Genomic DNA, 21,675 nt, shown 5'->3' on the forward strand with positions numbered 1-21,675 from the left:
GCATCGACATGAAACTCTCGATCACCAAGGTCGCGGCCGCCGGCCTCGCCCTCTCGCTCGGACTCGGCGTCGCCGGGTTCGGCGCCAGCGCCGCATCCGCGGCCGTCGGCGACTGGACGCCGAACGGCACGCCCGAGCCCTACTTCCTCTACTCGCTGGACACCGGCGTGGTGGTGCCCTCGGGCACCCAGCTCGAGTACACGACCGGGCTCGTCGGAGCGCCCAGCGCCACCGACCCCGACCAGCGGTTCGCCGACGCGCCCGCCGACGCGGAGTCGACCTACATCTTCATCTCGCCGCGCGGCAAGGAGTCCTCCATCGCCGACTGGGCGACGCGCGTCGACATCGGCTTCGAGCCGGGCACGAAGCGGGTCCTGCAGGCTCCTGCGGCGCTCAACCAGTTCCCCGGCGCGTCCTTCGCGCCCATCAAGGCCGCCGGCGGCGACTACAGCATGGGTATCGCGTACACGAAGAACAACGGGGTGACGTTCGTGGGGCTCGGCGCCTTCGCGTACATCCACGTCACCGCAGGCACGGCCGACTGGACGTACGAGTATCCGACGCCGGTGACCTCGGGCGGCGGCGACCCGATCGACGGTCAGATCGCGATCGAGGCGCCCGTTGCGGCTCCCGTCGACGGCGCGCTGTCGCTGAGCATCCCCACCGGCGAGAAGGCCACGCTGGGTGCGGCCGCGCTGGACAACGCGGGCAGGTCGGTGTCCACCGGTACGCTGCCGACCTTCCAGGTCAGCGACGAGCGCTACGCGACCAAGCCGGGCTGGACGGTGAACACCTCGGTGGCGACGTTCACGAGCGGGTCGAACACGATCGATCCCACCGCGTTGGCGATCGTTCCCGCCGTCAAGGCCACCTCGACCGCTGCCGGTGTCTCCGCCGTGTCGGCGCTCACCGGTGCCACGGAGGCGGCGAAGTTCGCCGAGGCCCCCGCGGGCAAGGGAACGGGTGTGACCGACCTGTCGGCCGCGCTGACGCTGACCGCTCCGCTGGGCACCCCGGCGGGGACCTACACCTCGACGATGACGGTCACCGTGGTCTCGAAGTGAGTTCCCGGGGGTGGGGCCGGACGGTCCCACCCCCACCCGCCGCGCCCGGGCTCTCACCCGGGCGCGGCGGATCGCTTGTCCCTGTTCGCCGCGCGTTCACCCCGTGGATGTGCGGCGGTCAGCCAGATATGGAGTAAATGATCCGTGTTCGAGACCCGAACCCGAACGGGTGCCCTTGCGCTGCGCGCGATCATCGCGCTGTCGGCGACGCTTCTTACGGCCGGCCTCCTGGTGGTGGCAGCGCCCTCGGGCGCGCACGCCGACGACACCGACGCCATTGCCGGAGGCCCCTGCGACGACGCGGGAGCCGCCGACGGTCGTTCGCGCTACACCTATGACGCGGCACCGGGGCAGGAGGTCGCGGACTGTTATCGCGTGCAGAACACCGGCACGACGGCGCAGCGCGTGACCGTGTACGCCACCGATGCCTTCAACACGGAGAACGGGGACTTCGCCCTCCTGGATGCGAACGCGGCCGCCACCGACTCCGGCTCCTGGGTCGTGCTCGAGGACGGCTCCACGCGGATGCAGTTCGAGCTCGCTCCGGGAGACGCCCGCGCGATCCGCTTCTCGGTGAAGGTCCCCGCTGATGCACCCCCCGGCGACCACGCGGGCGGGCTCATCGTGTCCTCCCAGTCCCCGTCCGATCAGATCCTCGTCGATCGCCGCGTGGGCACGCGTATGTATGTGCGGGTCGCCGGCGACCTGCAGTCGCTCCTGAACATCACGGGGATGACGGCGACGTACGAGCCGGCGCTGAACCCGTTCGACGGCAGTGCGAGCGTCACCCTCACGGTCACCAACGAGGGCAACGTCGCCCTCGCGCCGACGCTCGTGCTGATGGCGAAGAGCTTCTTCGGCACGGATCTCATCGAACGCCGACTCGAGAACCTCGACGAGCTCCTCCCGGGCGCCTCCCGCACCCTCACGTACGACCTCGGCCCGATCGGTCAATACGTGTACGTCGATGCGACCGCATCCTTGTACTCGCGAGGCGATCAGACGGGCGTGACGGGCGAGGCGCCGCCGGCTCCGCAGGTGGACCGCGAGGCGGGCTTCTGGGCCGTGCCGTGGGCCCTCGTCGCCCTCCTCGTGCTCGGCGGACTCTTCGTGGTGTACGTGCGCTGGAGACGTCGGCGCGACGACAAGCGTGCCGCCGAGTGGATGGCGTTCACCCGCGCCGAAGCCGAGCGGGCCGCGGCCGAGCGCGAGACCGTCGGAACGGGGAGCTGAGGTGGCCCCGACCCGCGTGCGTCGTTGGGCGCGCAGCATCCTCGCGGTGGGAACGGCGCTCGTCGCCGTCTCTCTCATCGCCCTCCCCGCTCACGCAGAGGATGCGGATGCGGACGGCATCGGCATCAGCGTGCCCGTCGTCGGGACGTCGGCTCCCGCCTCGAGCGCGCCGCCGGTGGGCAGGTCGTCGTCCGGGTCCTCGCAGACCTCCGGGGCGAGCGCGGTCGCGACGGACTCACCCGCTCCCGTTCCGGCCGCAGGCGACCTGGAGATCGCCGGCGGTCTCTACCTCAGCGACATCAGCGGCACCTCGCGGCCGACACTCAACCCGCTGGAGGGCGCGACGGAGTTGTGGGTGACGCTGCGCAACCTGTCGTCCGAGACGATCGATGCCACGGCGGATTTCAGCCTCGCCACCGCGTTCGGCACGCGCATCGACGGCGCCCAGGTGCGCGTGCGCTCGCTCAAGCCGAAGGAGACCCGCGTCGTCACCACGACGTTGAGCGGCTCGGGGCAGTGGCCCTTCGTCGTCGGGCGCGTGACGCTCACTCCGCCCTCCCAGATCGACGGGCAGGAGACGGCGGCCGTCAGCCGCGCCGCGGTGGTCTACGTCCTGCCGTGGCTGCTGCTGACCGGACTCGCGCTCATCGCCCTCGCCCTCGTGCTCCTGCGGATCACCGCGACCACGGTCATCGCTCCTCGGACCGCCTCCGCTGCGGGCGCCGCGTGAGCGCGGTGGCACAGGTGGCGCAGCAGCCGCCGATGCCATCGGCACCGCCCCGGGAACCGGCGAAGCCGCCGGGCCGACCCCCGCGGATGCCCCGCCGACCGCCGAGGTCGCCGAGGCCTCCGTTGACCCTGCGTCAGGCCGTCATCCGCGCGACCCTCGTGATGATCGCGACCGTCGTCGCGACGTTCCTGCTGGCCATCGTCGTCATCGGCAACATCACGTATCACGCGAGTCAGCAGCAGCTGCGGGACCGCTTCCGCGCGGAGCTCGCAGACGGGACGGCTCCGGTCTCGGAGGGCGATTTCGAGGATGTCCTGCTGGCGGACGGAGCTCCGGTGGCCATCATCGACATCCCGGAGATCGGTCTCCACGACGTCGTCGTTGAGGGGACGTCGGGGGCCACGCTGATGGCCGGGCCCGGACACCGGCGCGACACCGTGCTGCCCGGACAGGTCGGGGTCAGCGTGCTCATGGGCCGATCCTTCGCCTACGGCGGCCCCTTCGGGGCGCTGTCCCACCTCGCTCCAGGCGACCGCTTCACGGTGACGACCGGGCAGGGGGAGCTGGTGTTCGAGACCATGGGAACGCGGTACGCCGGCGACCCCGCGCCTGCCAACCCGCGAGCGGGCGAGAGTCGCCTCATCCTGATGACCGCTCGTGGCGGTCCTCTCGCCCCCGTGGGTGTGCAGTACGTGGACGCGATGCTCGTGGGGGAGGGTCAGGCGCGCGGGGCGCGCCAGACCACCTCGGTCACGCTGCCTCCGCAGGATCGGGCGCTGGCCACCGATGTCCGGACGGTGTGGGCGCTGATCTTCGGTCTTCAATTCCTCCTGGCGGCGGAGCTCGGCGCCATCTGGTCGCTGCGCCGTTTCGGCTGGCGCAGGACCTGGATCGTCTTCGTCCCCCTCGTGGGGCTCGCCGCTCTCGTCACCGCAACACAGGTCGCGGTCCTTCTGCCCAACCTCATCTGACTGGAGCACGTCCACATGTCGACACCTCACGACGACCCCGCGCCCTCGACCGAGGGCGACCCGACGCCGTACGACGAGACCATCACCGAGGTGGTGTCGGTCGCGCATCGTGCGGACGCGCCGTCTTCTCCGGCGCCGACATCCTCCGCGTCGGACGAGCCGGTCACCGAGGTGGTCCGTGACTCCGTCCTCGCCGCTGAGGTGCTCCCCGCATCCCGGCGCGACCAGCGTCAACGGCCGCGCTTTCTCGGTCGCGCGCTCGGTCGAGGAAGCGCGGCGACGTCCGCACCCTCGGCGATCGTCCTCACCGGGGGTGCGGCCGCGACGCGCGAGCGTCTCGAGTTCGCCGAGGCCCAGCTCGCGGCCGGTGCGCTCGCCGCGCCCGCGCAGCTCGACGCCCGCCTGATCTCCGCTTGGTTCGGCGAGCATCAGGTGCTGCAGGACGTCTCGCTGACGATGCCCGCCGGACGGATCACGGCGTTGATCGGCCCGTCGGGATGCGGGAAATCGACCTTCCTGCGCATTCTGAACCGCATGCACGAGCTGGTTCCCTCCGCATCGCTCGCCGGGGAGGTGCTCCTGGACGGCGACGACATCTACGAGCCGACGCTCCCGGTGGTCGACGCGCGCAAGCGCATCGGAATGGTGTTCCAGAAACCGAACCCCTTCCCCGCGATGTCCATCTACGACAACGTGCTCGCGGGGCTCGCGCTCACGGGGATCCGCGCCGATCGCGAGCGTAAGGACTACCTCGTGGAGACCTGCCTGATCAAGGCCGGTCTCTGGTCCGAGCTGAAGGACCGGCTGCGCTCACCCGGCGGCGGGCTCTCGGGCGGCCAGCAGCAGCGACTGTGCATCGCACGCTCGCTGGCGGTGCGCCCGCGCGTCCTGCTCATGGACGAGCCCTGCTCGGCGTTGGACCCGACCTCGACGCGAGTCATCGAGGAGACGATGCTGGAGCTCGCTCAGGAGGTGACGATCGTGATCGTCACTCACAACATGCAGCAGGCGCAGCGCGTCTCCGATCAGTGCGCCTTCTTCCTGGCGTCGCAGGGGCAGCCCGGGCATATCGTGGAGCACGGCGAGACGGAGGCCATGTTCGCCGATCCGCTCGACCCCCGCACCTTCGACTATGTGAACGGCCGATTCGGGTGAAATAAGCCAAACGCTTATTATGGCGATTAATTAGCTATTGGCTTATTCTTGCGGTATGGCAACCGTTGTGACCGCAGACATCGTCGGATCGCGCGCGCTCCCGGACCGCACCGGGGCGCAGCGAAGGATCGAGAGCGTGTTCGCCTCGGTCGAAGCCGACCTGCCTCTGGCGGATCGGATGCTGAGCGCGACCGTGGGCGATGAGTTCCAGGGGGAGTACCCGGACCTCGGTGCGGCTCTGGCCGGCATCCTGCTGATCACACTGGCGCTCCCGGACGGCCTCGAGTGCCGCTTCGGGGTCGGTGTCGGCGAGGTGTACACCGTGGAGGCGGCAGCGGGCGAACTCGCGGAGGGGCCGGCGTGGTGGGCGGCCCGTGCCGCGATCGACGCCCTGCACGCCAAGCAGGTGCGCGCGATGCCGGCGGTGCGCACCTGGATCGAGGCAGCTGAGGACGAGGACGTGGCGGTGCGCGAGCAGGTGCGTCTGGCGAACGCGTACGTCTGGGCGCGCGACGAACTCGTGAGTGCGATGGGCGAGCGCGCGCGACGTCTGGTCTACGGGCGATGCATGGGGCTCACGCAGCGGGAGCTGGCGGAGCGCGAGCAGATCACGCAATCCGCCGTGTCACAGCTGCTGACCGCGTCCGGGGCCGCAGGACTCGTGGAGGGCTTCGCGCAGTGGCGTCGGTGAGGCACCTCAGAAGATCGCGAGACGCACGAGTGCGCCGACCACACCGGCCCACAGCAGGCTGGCGAGCGTCCCGACGATGAAGCGCTCGCGCGCAGCGGAGGTGGCGAGTTCGGAGAAGCGGCCGATGCCCTTGATCGCGACGACGACGGCGATGGCCTCAGGGAACCCCGCCAGCAGCGACAGCGCGACAGCGAGCCGCTCGAGGTAGCCGATCGTGGTGCCCCCGCGCAGCACCTCCTCGAGCCCTCCCTCCGCGCCATCGACGGTGCGCGACCGGAAGACGAGGATGCCGCCCGCGTCGCCTTCGCGCACCTGACCGTGTGTGGCGATGTCGAGAATGCGACGCGTCAGCGGGTCGCCCCCGGTCACCGCGAGGGCCGTCCCGAGCAGAGCGAGGGGGAGCCCGATGATCAGCGGGATCTCCACGGGGAGCACGACGACGCTCACCAGTCCCACGAGCACGAGCCCCGTGGCCACGGCGAGGGCGACGTCGGCGGAACGACGGCGCGCGACGAGCACCAGGATCAGGGCCACCGACAGGGCGAGCAGCAGCGCGAGGCTCGTGACGCCGGCGACGATCAGCTCGGGAGAGAGGGCGAACATGGAGTCAGTGTTCCAGTCGCCTCCGACTCGTGCCGTCCTCCCGCGCCGAGAGACGGCGCAGCCCCGGCCAGTTGCTACGCTGGCAGGCGTGTCTACGCCCGTCGTGAGCGCGACCGCCCCCGCCAACGACCCCTCGTTCTCGAACGTGTGGGACGAACTGGTCTGGCGCGGCTCCGTGCATGTGTCCACCGATCCCGAGGCGCTGCGCGCCGTGCTGGGCGAGGGGCCGATCACGTATTACTGCGGCTTCGACCCCACGGCCCCGAGCCTGCACCTCGGTAACCTCGTGCAGCTGATCGTGATGCGCCGGCTGCAGCTCGCGGGCCATCGTCCGCTTGGACTCGTCGGAGGATCCACCGGGCTCATCGGAGACCCGCGTCCCTCGGCCGAGCGCACGCTCAACACGCGCGAGACCGTCGAGGAGTGGGTCCTGCGCCTGCGCGCACAGGTCGAGCGCTTCCTCAGTTTCGAGGGCGAGAACGCCGCGCAGATCGTCAACAACCTCGACTGGACCGCGCCGCTGTCGGCGATCGACTTCCTGCGCGAGGTCGGCAAGCACTTCCGCGTCGGCACGATGCTCAAGAAGGATGCGGTCAGCGCTCGCCTGAACTCCGAGGCGGGCATCAGCTACACCGAGTTCAGCTACCAGATTCTGCAGGGGCTCGACTACCTGGAGCTGTACCGCCAGTACGGGTGCGTGCTGCAGACGGGCGGATCCGACCAGTGGGGCAACCTCACCAGCGGCACCGACCTCATCCATCGAGTGGAGGGCATCTCGGTCCACGCGATCGGGACCCCGCTGATCACCAACAGCGACGGTACGAAGTTCGGCAAGAGCGAGGGCAACGCGGTCTGGCTGGACGCCGAGATGTGCAGCCCGTACCGGATGTACCAGTTCTGGCTGAACACCGACGACGCCGACGTGATCGACCGTCTCAAGGTGTTCACGTTCCTCACGCGCGAGGAGATCGACCGCTACGCCCAGCAGGTGCAGGCCGAGCCGTTCCGCCGGGCGGCGCAGAAGCGCCTCGCGCTGGAGGTGACGGCGCTCGTGCACGGACTCGAGGCGGCGGAGGCGGTCATCGCCGCATCCGAGGCGCTGTTCGGGCAGGGCGATCTGACCGCACTGGATGCCGCGACGCTGCGCGCGGCGATCGACGAGCTGCCGAACGCCGAGATCGAGCCGGACATGACCGTGGCGCAGGCCCTTGTCGCGACGGGGCTCGTCTCCTCGTTGAGCGAGGCGCGGCGCGCTGTTGCGCAGGGCGGAGTGAGCCTTGACGGCGAACGCGTCGCCGACGAGTCGGCGACGATTCGCGCCGGCCTTCCCGGTGGCGTATCGATCATCCGCCGCGGCAAGAAGACACTCGCGGGACTCGTTCCGCGCGGCTGACCCATGCCGTTCACCCCGAGCCACGCGGTCGTCGCGTTGCCGTTCGTGCGAACGCCGCTCGTTCCCGCCGCGATCGCGGTGGGGGCGATGACACCGGATCTTCCGCTGTTCGTGCGCGGGCTCCCCGTGACGTACGGGCTCACGCACGATCTACGGTGGCTTCCCGTGACGCTGCTCGTGGCGCTCGCGCTCTTGCTCCTGTGGCGAGCCCTGCTGCGTCCGGCCGCGCGGGAGCTCATGCCGGGACCGCTCGCGGAGCGGCTGCCCGGCGCGTGGGATGCGCCGGTGCGCACGATCTGGCGGGAGACGTTCGGCCCATCGGTGGGCACCGTCCTGCTCCTGGTCGCCTCGCTCGTGATCGGCGTCGCCAGCCACATCGCCTGGGACGCGTTCACGCACGAGGGGCGGCTGGGCTCGGAGATCTTCCCGGCGCTCGAGGAGCCCTGGGGGCCCCTCGTCGGCATCAAGTGGCTCCAGCACGGCTCCAGCGCGATCGGCCTCGCGATCATCGCGGTGTGGGCACTGCTGTGGCTACGGCGTCGACCGCGCGTTCCGCACGTGTCGCGGACGCCGCGGTGGGTGGGCGTCGTGTGGATCGCCGCTCTTCCCGTCTTCCTGATCACGGCCTGGGTGATCGGCCTCGCGGTCTACGGTCCCCTCACGGCCGAGTTCACGATCGCCCATCTGGCCTACCGCGTGCTGCCGCCGGCCTGTGCGACGTGGGCCGCGGGCACGCTCGTGCTCTGCGCGGTCGTCGTCTGGCGCCGATCTCGCGGCGTCGCGGCGCGATGAGGAGCAGAATCGAGGGGTGACCGCTGCGCTGCCCGCCCTGACCGAGATGCCCGAACCCCGCTACGTGATGGTGGGAGAGGGGCATCGCATCGCCACGTACTCCTGGGGGGAGCCGGACGCGCCGACCGCGGTCGTGGTGCACGGCTTCGCCTCGAGCACGCGGGACAACTGGGTGAGCACCGGATGGGTGCGCGATCTGCAGCGCGCGGGATTCCGCGTCGTCGGCCTGGATCAGCGCGGCCACGGCGCGAGCGACAAGCCGCACGAGGCCCGTGACTACGACCTGCGCGAGCTCGCCCGCGACGTCGAGGCCGTCATGGACACGTACCTGATCGACGATGCGGTCTACGTGGGCTACTCGCTGGGTGCCCGTGTGGGGTGGGAGGTGCTTCGGGATCTCCCCGAACGTGTCCTGCGCGGCGTGTTGGGCGGTGTTCCCGACGGGGTCCCGCTCGCACGCCTGGACCTGGACCAGGTGAGTGCTCTCATCCAGGACGGGACACCGGTGACCGACCGCGTCACCCAGAACTACATCGCCCTCACCGAGCGGGTGCCGGGCAACGATCTGCGCGCGCTCTGGGCCATCGCGCAGGGACTGCGTTCGTCGGGGACGGCCGACCCCGACCCCGCGATGGCGCCGACACAGCCGGTGCTGTTCGCCACGGGGACGCAGGACGCGATCATCGAGGGGTCCCGCGCGCTGGCGGCCGCCGCACCGCGCGGCACGTTCCTGGAGATCCCGGACCGGCACCACTTCAACGCACCCGGATCGCGCGTGTTCCGCTCGGCGGCGATCGAGTACCTGACGGGGGAGTGATCCCCGTCTGCGACCGCGGAAAGACGCGCGACACGCCCGGGGTGTGCGCTCGAGTTGGCAGACGCCCGGAACCCACGTAACTTATTACTTGTTCGCCCCACAGGGAAGAGCGGAGAGGCCGAGAGGCCCGGCGCCCCCTCAAGCGGAGAACCACCCCTCATCCTGAAGATCTCGACTTGAGATCTTGTCGCAGATGCGAGTAGGATGAGGATCCCGAACTCCACGAGTCAGATCTTGGGACCACTGCTCTGTCAAGAGCGAAGCGCCGATCTGACACCGAGTCGGGAGAAACGAATAGTTGCCCCATGGTGACGACCGAGAGGTCTGATGGTGGGAGCATCCGTTCCTTGAGAACTCAACAGCGTGCACTTGTCAAATGCCAAATAACCTCGTTCCAGCTTCGGCTGGGTGAGATTCCTTTGGATCAAGTCCAACCCTTTGGGGTTGGCGTTATGGATTGTCAGTATTGACATCTTTTTGGTCAGTTCAAACTCGCTGCGCACTTCTTTTTCCGTTGTGTGTATGCATTTTTCTTTTACGGAGAGTTTGATCCTGGCTCAGGATGAACGCTGGCGGCGTGCTTAACACATGCAAGTCGAACGGTGAAGCAGAGCTTGCTCTGTGGATCAGTGGCGAACGGGTGAGTAACACGTGAGCAACCTGCCCTGGACTCTGGGATAAGCGCTGGAAACGGCGTCTAATACTGGATACGAGACGTGGCCGCATGGTCAACGTTTGGAAAGATTTTTTGGTTCAGGATGGGCTCGCGGCCTATCAGCTTGTTGGTGAGGTAATGGCTCACCAAGGCGTCGACGGGTAGCCGGCCTGAGAGGGTGACCGGCCACACTGGGACTGAGACACGGCCCAGACTCCTACGGGAGGCAGCAGTGGGGAATATTGCACAATGGGCGAAAGCCTGATGCAGCAACGCCGCGTGAGGGATGACGGCCTTCGGGTTGTAAACCTCTTTTAGCAAGGAAGAAGCGAAAGTGACGGTACTTGCAGAAAAAGCGCCGGCTAACTACGTGCCAGCAGCCGCGGTAATACGTAGGGCGCAAGCGTTATCCGGAATTATTGGGCGTAAAGAGCTCGTAGGCGGTTTGTCGCGTCTGCTGTGAAAACTGGAGGCTCAACCTCCAGCCTGCAGTGGGTACGGGCAGACTAGAGTGCGGTAGGGGAGATTGGAATTCCTGGTGTAGCGGTGGAATGCGCAGATATCAGGAGGAACACCGATGGCGAAGGCAGATCTCTGGGCCGTAACTGACGCTGAGGAGCGAAAGGGTGGGGAGCAAACAGGCTTAGATACCCTGGTAGTCCACCCCGTAAACGTTGGGAACTAGTTGTGGGGACCATTCCACGGTTTCCGTGACGCAGCTAACGCATTAAGTTCCCCGCCTGGGGAGTACGGCCGCAAGGCTAAAACTCAAAGGAATTGACGGGGACCCGCACAAGCGGCGGAGCATGCGGATTAATTCGATGCAACGCGAAGAACCTTACCAAGGCTTGACATATACGAGAACGCTGCAGAAATGTAGAACTCTTTGGACACTCGTATACAGGTGGTGCATGGTTGTCGTCAGCTCGTGTCGTGAGATGTTGGGTTAAGTCCCGCAACGAGCGCAACCCTCGTTCTATGTTGCCAGCACGTAATGGTGGGAACTCATGGGATACTGCCGGGGTCAACTCGGAGGAAGGTGGGGATGACGTCAAATCATCATGCCCCTTATGTCTTGGGCTTCACGCATGCTACAATGGCCGGTACAAAGGGCTGCAATACCGTGAGGTGGAGCGAATCCCAAAAAGCCGGTCCCAGTTCGGATTGAGGTCTGCAACTCGACCTCATGAAGTCGGAGTCGCTAGTAATCGCAGATCAGCAACGCTGCGGTGAATACGTTCCCGGGTCTTGTACACACCGCCCGTCAAGTCATGAAAGTCGGTAACACCTGAAGCCGGTGGCCTAACCCTTGTGGAGGGAGCCGTCGAAGGTGGGATCGGTAATTAGGACTAAGTCGTAACAAGGTAGCCGTACCGGAAGGTGCGGCTGGATCACCTCCTTTCTAAGGAGCATCTGGCACTTCGGTGTCCAGGCCCCTGATCAGAGCGAATGTCTCTGCAGGGTGCTCATGGGTGGAACATTTGACGAGGCATCAGGGTCTGAGGATTCTGCTGAGTACGCCGCTTACGGTTGGAAAGGTGGGGTTGGAGGGTTCTGGTGCATGCACGCTGTTGGGTCCTGAGGGACCGGGTGTGACTCCTTTGGGGGTTGCGGCTGTACCTCTGGGCCTTCTTCTGCTGCCTTTGGTGGTGGGGGTTGGTACCGCCCGTACTTTGAGAACTACACAGTGGACGCGAGCATCTTAGAGATGAATCTTCGGATTCATTTCACAGGTGATCTTTTTTTAGATCATTTAGTCAATTTTCGAGTTGACGATTCAAACTCATGTGATTTCAAGTCTTTAAGAGCAAACGGTGGATGCCTTGGCATCTGGAGCCGAAGAAGGACGTAGCAATCTGCGATAAGCCTCGGGGAGTGGATAAGCACACTTTGATCCGAGGGTCTCCGAATGGGGAAACCCCGCTGGGCGGCGTGCCGACCTAGTGACTCCCGCCTGAATATATAGGGCGGGTAGAGGGAACGTGGGGAAGTGAAACATCTCAGTACCCACAGGAAGAGAAAACAACCGTGATTCCGTGAGTAGTGGCGAGCGAAATCGGAAGAGGCTAAACCTAGCGTGTGTGATAGCCGGCAGGCGTTGCACGTTGGGGGTTGTGGGACTTTCTTGATCATCCTGCCGGGTGATCGACGTGACAGAAGCGTATAGACGAATGGTCTTGAAAGGCCAGCCATAGTGGGTGCCAGCCCCGTAGTCGAAATGCGTGTTCTGGCGTGGAGAGTATCCCAAGTAGCACGGGGCCCGAGAAATCCCGTGTGAATCTGTCAGGACCACCTGATAAGCCTAAATACTCCCAGATGACCGATAGCGGACAAGTACCGTGAGGGAAAGGTGAAAAGTACCCCGGGAGGGGAGTGAAATAGTACCTGAAACCGTTTGCTTACAAACCGTTGGAGCCTCCTTAGTAGGGGTGACAGCGTGCCTTTTGAAGAATGAGCCTGCGAGTTAGCGATACGTGGCGAGGTTAACCCGTGTGGGGTAGCCGTAGCGAAAGCGAGTCTGAATAGGGCGATTCAGTCGCGTGTCCTAGACCCGAAGCGAAGTGATCTATCCATGGCCAGGTTGAAGCGACGGTAAGACGTCGTGGAGGACCGAACCCACTTAGGTTGAAAACTGAGGGGATGAGCTGTGGATAGGGGTGAAAGGCCAATCAAACTTCGTGATAGCTGGTTCTCTCCGAAATGCATTTAGGTGCAGCGTTGCGTGTTTCTTGCCGGAGGTAGAGCTACTGGATGGCCGATGGGCCCTACAAGGTTACTGACGTCAGCCAAACTCCGAATGCCGGTAAGTGAGAGCGCAGCAGTGAGACTGTGGGGGATAAGCTTCATAGTCGAGAGGGAAACAACCCAGACCACCAACTAAGGTCCCTAAGCGCGTGCTAAGTGGGAAAGGATGTGGAGTTGCTGTGACAACCAGGAGGTTGGCTTAGAAGCAGCCACCCTTGAAAGAGTGCGTAATAGCTCACTGGTCAAGTGATTCCGCGCCGACAATGTAACGGGGCTCAAGCACGCCACCGAAGTTGTGGCATTGACATTATTGGTAGGCCTTCGTGGTCCAGCCGTGTTGATGGGTAGGAGAGCGTCGTGTGGCCAGCGAAGCGGCGGTGTGAACCAGCCGTGGAGGCTACACGAGTGAGAATGCAGGCATGAGTAGCGAAAGACGTGTGAGAAACACGTCCTCCGAAAGACCAAGGGTTCCAGGGTCAAGCTAATCTTCCCTGGGTAAGTCGGGACCTAAGGCGAGGCCGACAGGCGTAGTCGATGGACAACGGGTTGATATTCCCGTACCGGCGAAGAACCGCCCAAGCTAATCCAGTGGTGCTAAGAGTCCTAGCCAGGAATGTGTGGATCCCTTCGGGGTGATGCCGTCTTGGTGAACGCTCGACCCCATGCTGGTGCGGTTAGCGTATTAACAGGTGTGACGCAGGAAGGTAGCCCAACCCGGGCGATGGTTGTCCCGGGGCAAGTGCGTAGGCTGAGTCGTAGGCAAATCCGCGACTCGTTCGGCTGAGACACGATGCGGATAAAAAGTGGGTGATCCTATGCTGCCGAGAAAAGCATCGACGCGAGGTTCTAGCTGCCCGTACCCCAAACCGACTCAGGTGGTCAGGTAGAGAATACCAAGGAGATCGAGAGAATCGTGGTTAAGGAACTCGGCAAAATGCCCCCGTAACTTCGGGAGAAGGGGGGCCATCCGCTTATACCAGCTTGCCTGGAAAAGGGTGTGGTGGCCGCAGAGACTAGTGGGTAGCGACTGTTTACTAAAAACACAGGTCCGTGCCAAGTCGCAAGACGATGTATACGGACTGACGCCTGCCCGGTGCTGGAAGGTTAAGAGGAGCGGTTAGCGTAAGCGAAGCTGCGAATTTAAGCCCCAGTAAACGGCGGTGGTAACTATAACCATCCTAAGGTAGCGAAATTCCTTGTCGGGTAAGTTCCGACCTGCACGAATGGCGTAACGACTTCCCAACTGTCTCAACCGCGAACTCGGCGAAATTGCATTACGAGTAAAGATGCTCGTTACGCGCAGCAGGACGGAAAGACCCCGTGACCTTTACTACAGCTTGGTATTGGTGTTCGGTGTGGCTTGTGTAGGATAGGTGGGAGACTGTGAAGCAGACACGCCAGTGTTTGTGGAGTCATTGTTGAAATACCACTCTGGTCACTCTGGATATCTAACTTCGAACCGTAATCCGGTTCAGGGACAGTGCCTGGTGGGTAGTTTAACTGGGGCGGTTGCCTCCCAAAAAGTAACGGAGGCGCCCAAAGGTTCCCTCAACCTGGTTGGCAATCAGGTGGCGAGTGTAAGTGCACAAGGGAGCTTGACTGTGAGACTGACAGGTCGAGCAGGGACGAAAGTCGGGACTAGTGATCCGGCAGTGGCTTGTGGAAGCGCTGTCGCTCAACGGATAAAAGGTACCTCGGGGATAACAGGCTGATCTTGCCCAAGAGTCCATATCGACGGCATGGTTTGGCACCTCGATGTCGGCTCGTCGCATCCTGGGGCTGGAGTAGGTCCCAAGGGTTGGGCTGTTCGCCCATTAAAGCGGTACGCGAGCTGGGTTTAGAACGTCGTGAGACAGTTCGGTCCCTATCCGCTGCGCGCGTAGGAAGTTTGAGAGGATCTGACCCTAGTACGAGAGGACCGGGTTGGACGAACCTCTGGTGTGTCAGTTGTTCCGCCAGGAGCACCGCTGATTAGCTACGTTCGGGATGGATAACCGCTGAAAGCATCTAAGCGGGAAGCCGGCCTCAAGATGAGACTTCCATACCTTCGGGTGAGAGGCTCCCAGCCAGACTACTGGGTTGATAGGCCAGATGTGGAAGCGCAGTAATGCGTGTAGCTGACTGGTACTAATAAGCCGATGACTTGATAACACTTCGTTTGAACTGAAGCTGTTCGCGTCCACTGAGTGGTTCTCGATGTACGGTCGAGAACCGCAGACAACATTCTTTTGTTGTGTGCATGACTTGAAACATCAATAGTGTTTCGGCGGCCATAGCGAGAGGGAAACGCCCGGTCCCATTCCGAACCCGGAAGCTAAGCCTCTCAGCGCCGATGGTACTGCAGGGGGGACCCTGTGGGAGAGTAGGACACCGCCGGACTCCTTTTAGAAAGGGCCACCCAACGCTGGGTGGCCATTTCTGTTTTCCAGGGGTTTACGTCGCGAGGAGAGAGCGAATGACGAACAACGACGACAACGAGCAGCGTCGGGAGTCTTCGCGCGCCCGCGGCGGAGACCGCCCACGTCAGGGCGGCGACCGCCCATACCGTCCGCGTCAGGATGGCCAGGGCTCCGACCGCCCGCGTCGTGACGGCGACCGCCCGTTCCGTCCCCGCGAGGGCGGCGACCGTCCTTATCGTCCGCGTCAGGACGCGCAGGGCGCCGACCGTCCGCGCCGCGATGGTGACCGGCCGTTCCGCCCGCGTCAGGATGGTCAGGGTTCGGATCGGCCGCGTCGTGACGGTGACCGTCCGTTCCGCCCGCGTCAGGACGGCGACCGCCCGTACCGTCCGCGTGACGGTGCGCAGTCTGACCGTCCCCGCCACGACGGTGACCGTCCGTACCGTCCCCGCGAGGGTGGCGACCGCCCCTATCGTCCCCGCGATGGCGCGCAGTCGGACCGTCCGCGCCGCGACGGCGACCGGCCGTTCCGCCCGCGTCAGGACGGCGACCGTCCGTACCGTCCGCGTGAGGGTGCGCAGTCTGACCGTCCCCGCCGCGACGGCGACCGGCCGTTCCGCCCGCGTGAGGGTGGCGACCGTCCGTACCGTCCGCGTGAGGGTGCGCAGTCTGACCGTCCCCGCCGCGACGGCGACCGGCCGTTCCGCCCGCGTGAGGGTGGCGACCGTCCGTATCGTCCCCGCGAAGGTGGCGACCGTCCGTATCGTCCCCGCGAAGGTGGCGATCGTCCGTATCGTCCCCGCGAGGGCGGCGATCGCCCGTACCGCGGCGGTTACGACTCTGACCGCTCCTCGCGTCCGCCGCAGCGCGACGCCGTGCGGGCAGCGAAGATCGCGGAGCCGGAGGTTCCCGAGGACATCACGGCACGGGATCTTCACCCGAGCGCGCGGAATGAGCTGAAGACCCTCAGCAAGGAGAACGCCGAGGAGGTCGCCCGTCACCTCGTGATGGCAGGGCGGCTGATCGACGAGGACCCCCAGCGTGCCCACGAGCACGCCCTCGCGGCGTCTCGCCGTGCCGGCCGCATCGCGGTCGTGCGCGAGAGCGTGGCGATCACTGCGTACGCGACCGGTGACTACGCGCTCGCGCTGCGCGAGCTGCGCACCTACCGTCGCATCTCCGGCAACGAGGACCAGATCGCCCTCATGGTCGACAGTGAACGCGGTGTCGGTCGGCCCGACCGTGCGATCGAGGTCGGTCGCGCGGTCGACCGGAACACGCTCCCGGTCGCGGTGCGCGTGTCTCTCGCGATCGCGCTCTCCGGTGCACGCCTGGACCTCGGCGAGACTGAGCGAGCCCTCGCCGAACTCGACATCCCCGAGCTCGACCCCGACCGGGCCTTCGAGTGGAGCCCGGCACTCTTCGCGGCACGCGCCGCGGTGCTCGAAGAGCTCGGACGCGACGACGAGGCAGCCGAGTGGATGCGGCGGGCAGACATCGCCGCCGAAGCGCTCGACGAAGCCGCGGGCAACGGATCGGACGAGGAGATCTTCGTGGAGGAGATCTTCGACGAGGAGTTCGCCGAAGACACCGGCGCCGATGTGCCCGACGCGGATGAGGATCTCCACGCTGAAGCCGACGAGCGCGTCGACGTCGACGCCGCCCAGGACGATGACGACGACTACTCCATCGCCGCGGAGGTGGAGGAGCTGCTTGCCGCCGCGGATGCGGCCGCCGACGCACAGAACTCGACGAGCGCGGACGACGAGGACGAGGAGCGCTGATGGCCCTGTTCTCCCGCTCCGCTCCCACCCCGCTCGAAGGCGTGGACACGGTACTGGCCGACCTCGACGGGGTCGTGTACGCCGGCGCGGGTGCGCTGCCCTACGCCGTAGAGGCACTGAACACGGTCGCTGCGACGCGCCGACTCGGCTTCATCACCAACAACGCGTCCCGTACCGACGCCAGTGTGGCCGCGCACCTGACCGAGCTCGGTCTGACCGTGACAGCCGACGACGTGGTCACGAGCCCGCAGGCCGCGGTTCGACTGCTGCGCACCCGCGTACCCGCCGGCGCGACGATTCTCGTGGTCGGGGGAGAGGGCCTCGTCGTCGAGCTCGAGAAGGCCGGCTTCGTCGTCACGCGTTCGGCCGAGGACGATCCGGCCGCCGTCGTGCAGGGCTTCGCGCCCCACGTGGGATGGACCGACCTGGCCGAGGCCGCGTTCGCGCTGAAGACACCCGAGGACGAGGGCGGGATCCCCTGGATCGCGACCAACACCGACTGGACGATCCCGCAGGCGCGTGGCATCGCACCGGGAAACGGCACGCTCGTCTCCGCGGTCCACACCGCCATCGGACGGCTCGCTGTCGTCGCGGGCAAGCCCGAGACGCCGATCTTCGAGGAGGCGCTCGCCCGGTTCGACGCGCGCCGCGCGCTCTTCATCGGTGATCGTCTGGACACCGACATCGCGGGCGCGCAGGCCGCCGGCATTCCCTCGGCACTCGTGCTCACCGGCATCGATCGACCCAAGCACGTCCTCGCCGCCCCGCCGACGTCCCGTCCCGACTTCATCCTCGGCGACCTCCGCGAGCTGCACGAGCCCTATCCGCAGACCAAGGTCAAGGGCGATGTGACCATCGTGGGTGACGCGCGCGTCGCCGTCGACGGTGCGGATCTGCGCATCCTGTCCCCGGGCTCGCGTCCCATCGATCTCGTGCGCGCGGGGGCTGCGGCGATCTGGGCGACGGGACGAGCGATCTTCGGGTTCCGGGTACCGGAGGAGCTGTACGCGGATCCGTTCCATCGGCCCTGACGCGCCGTTCGTGCGGAGGGTGAGCCGTATCCTGGGGTGATGCACGCAGAACCCACGGAGCCGGCCGGTGATCTGCTGCCCGCACTCGAGGTGATCGAGCAGCAGCCCCTCGGCGATCGAGCCGCAGCGTACGCGGTCCTGCTCGACGACATCGCTCGCCGCCTCGACTCGGGACCGCACGCCGGATGACCGAGCGCCTCGACGCCGCCGTGGCCGCGCGCGGGCTCGCGCGCTCCCGCACGCACGCCGCGACTCTCATCACGCAGGGCCTGGTTTCCGTCGACGGCACCGCCGTCGTCAAGCCTTCGCATCGCGTCAGCGATTCGGCGGAGATCGCCGTCGCCGCATCCGATCATTACGTGAGCCGGGCCGCCCACAAGCTGCTCGCCGCTCTCGACGCGTTCTCGATCGACGTCGCCGGACGCGCTGCCCTGGACATGGGTGCCAGCACCGGAGGGTTCACCCAGGTGCTCCGTGAGCGCGGTGCCGAGCCGGTGCTCGCGGTCGACGTCGGGCACGATCAGCTCGCGGACAGCGTGCGCCGGGACCCCGGCGTGATCGCCGTCGAAGGGTTCAACGTCCGCTTCATGGACCCCGCTGCCCTCGCCTCCGCGGCGGGGTCGCCGTACACGCCCGAGGTCGTCACGGGTGATCTGTCCTTCATCTCGCTGTCGCACGTGCTCGAGCCCGTGCGCTCGGTCGTCACCGAGACGAGCGACATCGTGCTACTCATCAAGCCGCAGTTCGAAGTGGGCCGTACCGCCGTGCGCGGCGGTCTCGTCACAGACCCGGCCCAGCGCGCCGAGTCGATCTCGACCGTGCTCTGGCAGGCATGGGATGCGGGCCTTCAGACGGCGGGCTTGATCGCTTCTCCCGTGGTGGGTACCCACGGCAACCAGGAGTATCTCGTGCACCTCGGCCGCACCGGCGGGCGCATTCCGTCAGAATGGGAGAGCACTGTGACCGAGCTGACGGGAGTGCGATGACCGATCCGCGCCACATCCTCGTGGTGGCCCACGCGCGCCGCGCAGACACCGTCGAGGCGGCCGATCGGGTGATCTCCGCCCTGCGGGCCGCGGGCGCCACCCCGGTACTGGCCGAAGACGACCGGGACGAGCTCGCCGAAGTGCTGCCGCGGTGCGCCGACCTGGCCGTTCTCGGCGTCGACGTGCCCCTGCACGAGATCGAGCTCGCGATCGTGCTCGGCGGTGACGGCACGATCCTTCGCGCCGCGGAGATGGTGCGCAGCGGCACCGCGCCTGTGCTCGGGATCAACATGGGCCACGTGGGCTTCCTCGCCGAGAGCGAGCGCGACGACATGGACGAGGCCGTGGCAAGGGTTATCGCCCGCGACTACCGGGTCGAAGAACGCCTCGCCCTGTCGGTGCGGGTCAAAGACGCCTCCGGGCAGGTCATCTACAGCACCTGGGCCTTGAACGAGGCGACGGTCGAGAAGGCGAGTCGCGAGCGGATGCTCGAGGTCGTCATGGAGATCGACGGCCGCCCCCTCTCGAGCTTCGGATGCGACGGCGTGGTGATTGCGACACCGACCGGGTCGACGGCGTACAACTTCTCGGCCGGCGGACCGATCATCTGGCCGACGGTCGAAGCCATCTCGGTCGTCCCGCTGTCGGCGCACGCGCTGTTCGCGAAGCCGCTCGTGGTCGGGCCGGAAGCCGCGGTCGCGATCGAGGTGCTGGCACGCACGCACGGCACCGGCATCCTCTGGTGCGATGGCCGACGCTCCCACGCCTGCCCCGGGGGCGCGCGTGGTCGCACGTCGATCCGCCGAGCCGGTGCGTCTCGCGCGGCTGCACCCGCCGGCATTCACCGAGCGCCTCGTGCAGAAGTTCCACCTGCCCGTCACCGGATGGCGGGGGCCGGCGGGAGAGGTCACCGCGTGATCGAGGAGATGCGCCTGCGAGAGCTCGGTGTCATCGCCGACGCGACGCTGCCCATGGGGCCGGGCTTCACCGCCATCACGGGCGAGACCGGTGCGGGCAAGACGATGGTCGTCACCGGACTGGGGCTGCTGCTCGGAGCGCGCGCCGACTCGGGTGTCGTGCGATCGGGGGCGAGCGCCGCAGCCGTGGAGGGCGTCTGGCTCGTGGATGCCGACGGTGCCGCCGCCGAGCGCGTCCGCGAGGCCGGCGGGGATCTCGACCCGGTCGGACACGACCGTGCCGAGCTCCTGCTCGGGCGCACACTGAGCGCCGAAGGACGCAGCCGCGCCACGGTGGGCGGCAGATCGGCGCCGGTCGGCGTCTTGACGGATCTCGCCGATCTCCTCGTCGCCGTGCACGGTCAGTCCGACCAGCTGCGCCTGCGATCCGGCGCGGCCCAGCGTGACGCCCTCGACCGGTATGCGGGCCAGAACGTGGCTGTGCCGCTGGCGGAGTATCGGAGCGCGTACGAGCGGCTGCGTGCACTGGATGCGGAACTGGACGAGCTGGTGCAGCGCCGCGACGAGCGCGTACGCGAGGCGGAGCAGTTGCGCGCCGATCTCGCCGCCATCGACGCCGCAGCGCCGCAGCCGGGGGAGGACGTGCAGTTGGCGGCCCGCGCCGAGCTGCTCGCCAACGTGGAGGAGCTCCGAGAGGCCGCGGCTCTCGCGCACGAGGCGCTCGCGAGCGAGCAGGACGCGCCCGATGCGTCCACACTCGTCGCCGAGGCACGTCGCGCCCTCGAACGAGTCTCCGACGCCGATCCGGCCGTGTCGACGATGGCAGAGCAGGCCGCCGAGATCTCCTATCGGATCGTCGATCTCGCCGGGGCCGTCGCAGGGTATCTCGCCGACCTCGACGAGACGGGGCCGGCGGAGCTCGCCGCGGTCGAGGAGCGCCGCAGCGTCCTCGCCGGGCTCATCCGCGTCCACGGCAGCCTGGAAGCCGCGCTGACGCTCGCCGCCGCCGGCGGGGATCGCCTGGCCGAGCTCGACGACGACGATTCGCGCGTCGAACGACTGAGCGCCGAACGCGCTCAGCTCGTCGAGCGCCTCGACGACGCCGCCGGCGCGCTGACCGCTGCGCGACGGGAGGCGGCGGACCGGCTTGCGGCCGACGTCACCGAGGAGCTTCATGCCCTCGCCCTGCCCGACGCCCGTGTCGAGGTGCAGGTGAGCGAGACGCCGGCATCCGCCGCGGGACGCGACGAGATCGCGATCCTGCTCGCCCCGCATCCTGGGGCTGCCCCGCGTCCCGTGTCGAAGGGGGCGTCGGGTGGCGAGCTCAGTCGCGTCATGCTCGCGATCGAGGTCGTGATCGCCGCGACCGACCCGGTACCCACGTTCGTCTTCGACGAGGTGGATGCGGGAATCGGCGGCGCGGCTGCGATCGAAGTCGGCCGACGCCTCGCCCGTCTCGCCGAGACCTCGCAGGTGATCGTGGTGACCCACCTCGCCCAGGTGGCGGCGTTCGCGACGAACCACCTCAGCGTCGTGAAGCAGAACGACGGCTCCGTCACCCAGTCGAGCGTGCGGCGCCTGGTGGGGGCCGAGCGCGAAGCGGAGATGGCGCGACTGCTGTCCGGTTTGGCAGACTCCGACGCAGCACTCACCCACGCGAGGGAGCTGCTCGCCCTCGCCGGTCCCGCCCACTGATAGGATAGAAGCCC

Annotated in this window: 15 protein-coding genes, 3 rRNA genes and 1 pseudogene; 18 read left to right on the top strand and 1 reads right to left on the bottom strand. The window is 66.7% G+C overall.

The window, feature by feature from the left end:
* Positions 1 to 8: 8 nt before the first annotated feature.
* The 6 genes from AC1VNH_RS00215 to AC1VNH_RS00240 all read left to right on the top strand — a co-directional run bounded on the left by AC1VNH_RS00215 (position 9) and on the right by AC1VNH_RS00240 (position 5,844).
* Positions 9 to 1,064, top strand: coding sequence for a hypothetical protein (locus AC1VNH_RS00215; protein WP_483109385.1), 1,056 nt, complete (start codon positions 9 to 11; stop codon positions 1,062 to 1,064).
* A gap of 144 nt (positions 1,065 to 1,208) precedes the next feature.
* Positions 1,209 to 2,297: a hypothetical protein gene (locus tag AC1VNH_RS00220; protein ID WP_483109386.1), complete on the top strand. Its 1,089-nt coding sequence runs from the start codon at positions 1,209 to 1,211 to the stop codon at positions 2,295 to 2,297.
* Position 2,298: 1 nt separating this feature from the next.
* Entirely contained in the window at positions 2,299 to 3,027 is a 729-nt protein-coding gene (locus AC1VNH_RS00225) for a hypothetical protein (RefSeq protein ID WP_483109387.1), read from the top strand.
* A 122-nt stretch (positions 3,028 to 3,149) separates the two neighbouring features.
* On the top strand, positions 3,150 to 3,998 hold the full coding sequence (locus tag AC1VNH_RS00230; protein ID WP_483109388.1) for a sortase: 849 nt from the start codon (positions 3,150 to 3,152) through the stop codon (positions 3,996 to 3,998).
* A 402-nt stretch (positions 3,999 to 4,400) separates the two neighbouring features.
* Positions 4,401 to 5,153 (top strand): phosphate ABC transporter ATP-binding protein, encoded by a 753-nt coding sequence (locus AC1VNH_RS00235; protein WP_483112664.1) that lies wholly within the window; start codon positions 4,401 to 4,403, stop codon positions 5,151 to 5,153.
* Between the two features lie 55 nt (positions 5,154 to 5,208).
* Positions 5,209 to 5,844 (top strand): SatD family protein, encoded by a 636-nt coding sequence (locus AC1VNH_RS00240; RefSeq protein ID WP_483109389.1) that lies wholly within the window; start codon positions 5,209 to 5,211, stop codon positions 5,842 to 5,844.
* A gap of 6 nt (positions 5,845 to 5,850) precedes the next feature.
* Here AC1VNH_RS00240 and AC1VNH_RS00245 read toward each other — a convergent pair whose 3' ends face one another.
* On the bottom strand, positions 5,851 to 6,447 hold the full coding sequence (locus AC1VNH_RS00245) for a hypothetical protein (protein ID WP_483109390.1): 597 nt from the start codon (positions 6,445 to 6,447) through the stop codon (positions 5,851 to 5,853).
* Positions 6,448 to 6,550: 103 nt separating this feature from the next.
* Here AC1VNH_RS00245 and tyrS point away from each other — a divergent pair, with 103 nt between their 5' ends.
* The 12 genes and pseudogenes from tyrS to recN all read left to right on the top strand — a co-directional run bounded on the left by tyrS (position 6,551) and on the right by recN (position 21,661).
* Entirely contained in the window at positions 6,551 to 7,840 is a 1,290-nt protein-coding gene (tyrS, locus tag AC1VNH_RS00250) for a tyrosine--tRNA ligase (RefSeq protein WP_483112665.1), read from the top strand.
* Between the two features lie 3 nt (positions 7,841 to 7,843).
* On the top strand, positions 7,844 to 8,632 hold the full coding sequence (locus tag AC1VNH_RS00255; RefSeq protein ID WP_483109391.1) for a DUF4184 family protein: 789 nt from the start codon (positions 7,844 to 7,846) through the stop codon (positions 8,630 to 8,632).
* 16 nt (positions 8,633 to 8,648) lie between these two features.
* Positions 8,649 to 9,449: an alpha/beta fold hydrolase gene (locus tag AC1VNH_RS00260; RefSeq protein WP_483109392.1), complete on the top strand. Its 801-nt coding sequence runs from the start codon at positions 8,649 to 8,651 to the stop codon at positions 9,447 to 9,449.
* 534 nt (positions 9,450 to 9,983) lie between these two features.
* Positions 9,984 to 11,506: ribosomal RNA gene (locus AC1VNH_RS00265) — 16S ribosomal RNA — on the top strand.
* Between the two features lie 389 nt (positions 11,507 to 11,895).
* Positions 11,896 to 15,000, top strand: a 23S ribosomal RNA gene (locus AC1VNH_RS00270).
* A 111-nt stretch (positions 15,001 to 15,111) separates the two neighbouring features.
* Positions 15,112 to 15,228, top strand: a 5S ribosomal RNA gene (gene rrf, locus AC1VNH_RS00275).
* Together the 16S, 23S and 5S rRNA genes form the textbook arrangement of a ribosomal RNA operon.
* A 76-nt stretch (positions 15,229 to 15,304) precedes the next feature.
* Positions 15,305 to 17,032: a tetratricopeptide repeat protein gene (locus AC1VNH_RS00280; RefSeq protein WP_483109393.1), complete on the top strand. Its 1,728-nt coding sequence runs from the start codon at positions 15,305 to 15,307 to the stop codon at positions 17,030 to 17,032.
* The gene (locus AC1VNH_RS00285) at positions 17,032 to 18,063 is read left to right on the top strand and encodes an HAD-IIA family hydrolase (protein ID WP_483109394.1); all 1,032 of its coding nucleotides are present in this window, start codon (positions 17,032 to 17,034) and stop codon (positions 18,061 to 18,063) included. The genes AC1VNH_RS00280 and AC1VNH_RS00285 overlap by 1 nt, the downstream gene beginning before the upstream one ends.
* Before the next feature lie 39 nt (positions 18,064 to 18,102).
* Positions 18,103 to 18,252, top strand: coding sequence for a hypothetical protein (locus AC1VNH_RS00290; RefSeq protein WP_483109395.1), 150 nt, complete (start codon positions 18,103 to 18,105; stop codon positions 18,250 to 18,252).
* Entirely contained in the window at positions 18,249 to 19,049 is an 801-nt protein-coding gene (locus AC1VNH_RS00295) for a TlyA family RNA methyltransferase (protein ID WP_483109396.1), read from the top strand. Before AC1VNH_RS00290 ends, AC1VNH_RS00295 begins: the two co-directional genes overlap by 4 nt.
* A pseudogene (locus AC1VNH_RS00300) lies at positions 19,046 to 19,967 on the top strand (NAD kinase). The gene AC1VNH_RS00295 and the pseudogene AC1VNH_RS00300 overlap by 4 nt, the downstream one beginning before the upstream one ends.
* Positions 19,964 to 21,661 (top strand): DNA repair protein RecN, encoded by a 1,698-nt coding sequence (gene recN / locus AC1VNH_RS00305; protein WP_483109397.1) that lies wholly within the window; start codon positions 19,964 to 19,966, stop codon positions 21,659 to 21,661. The pseudogene AC1VNH_RS00300 and the gene recN overlap by 4 nt, the downstream one beginning before the upstream one ends.
* Positions 21,662 to 21,675 lie beyond the last annotated feature (14 nt).

This window comes from Microbacterium sp. KU4F (assembly GCF_056868075.1).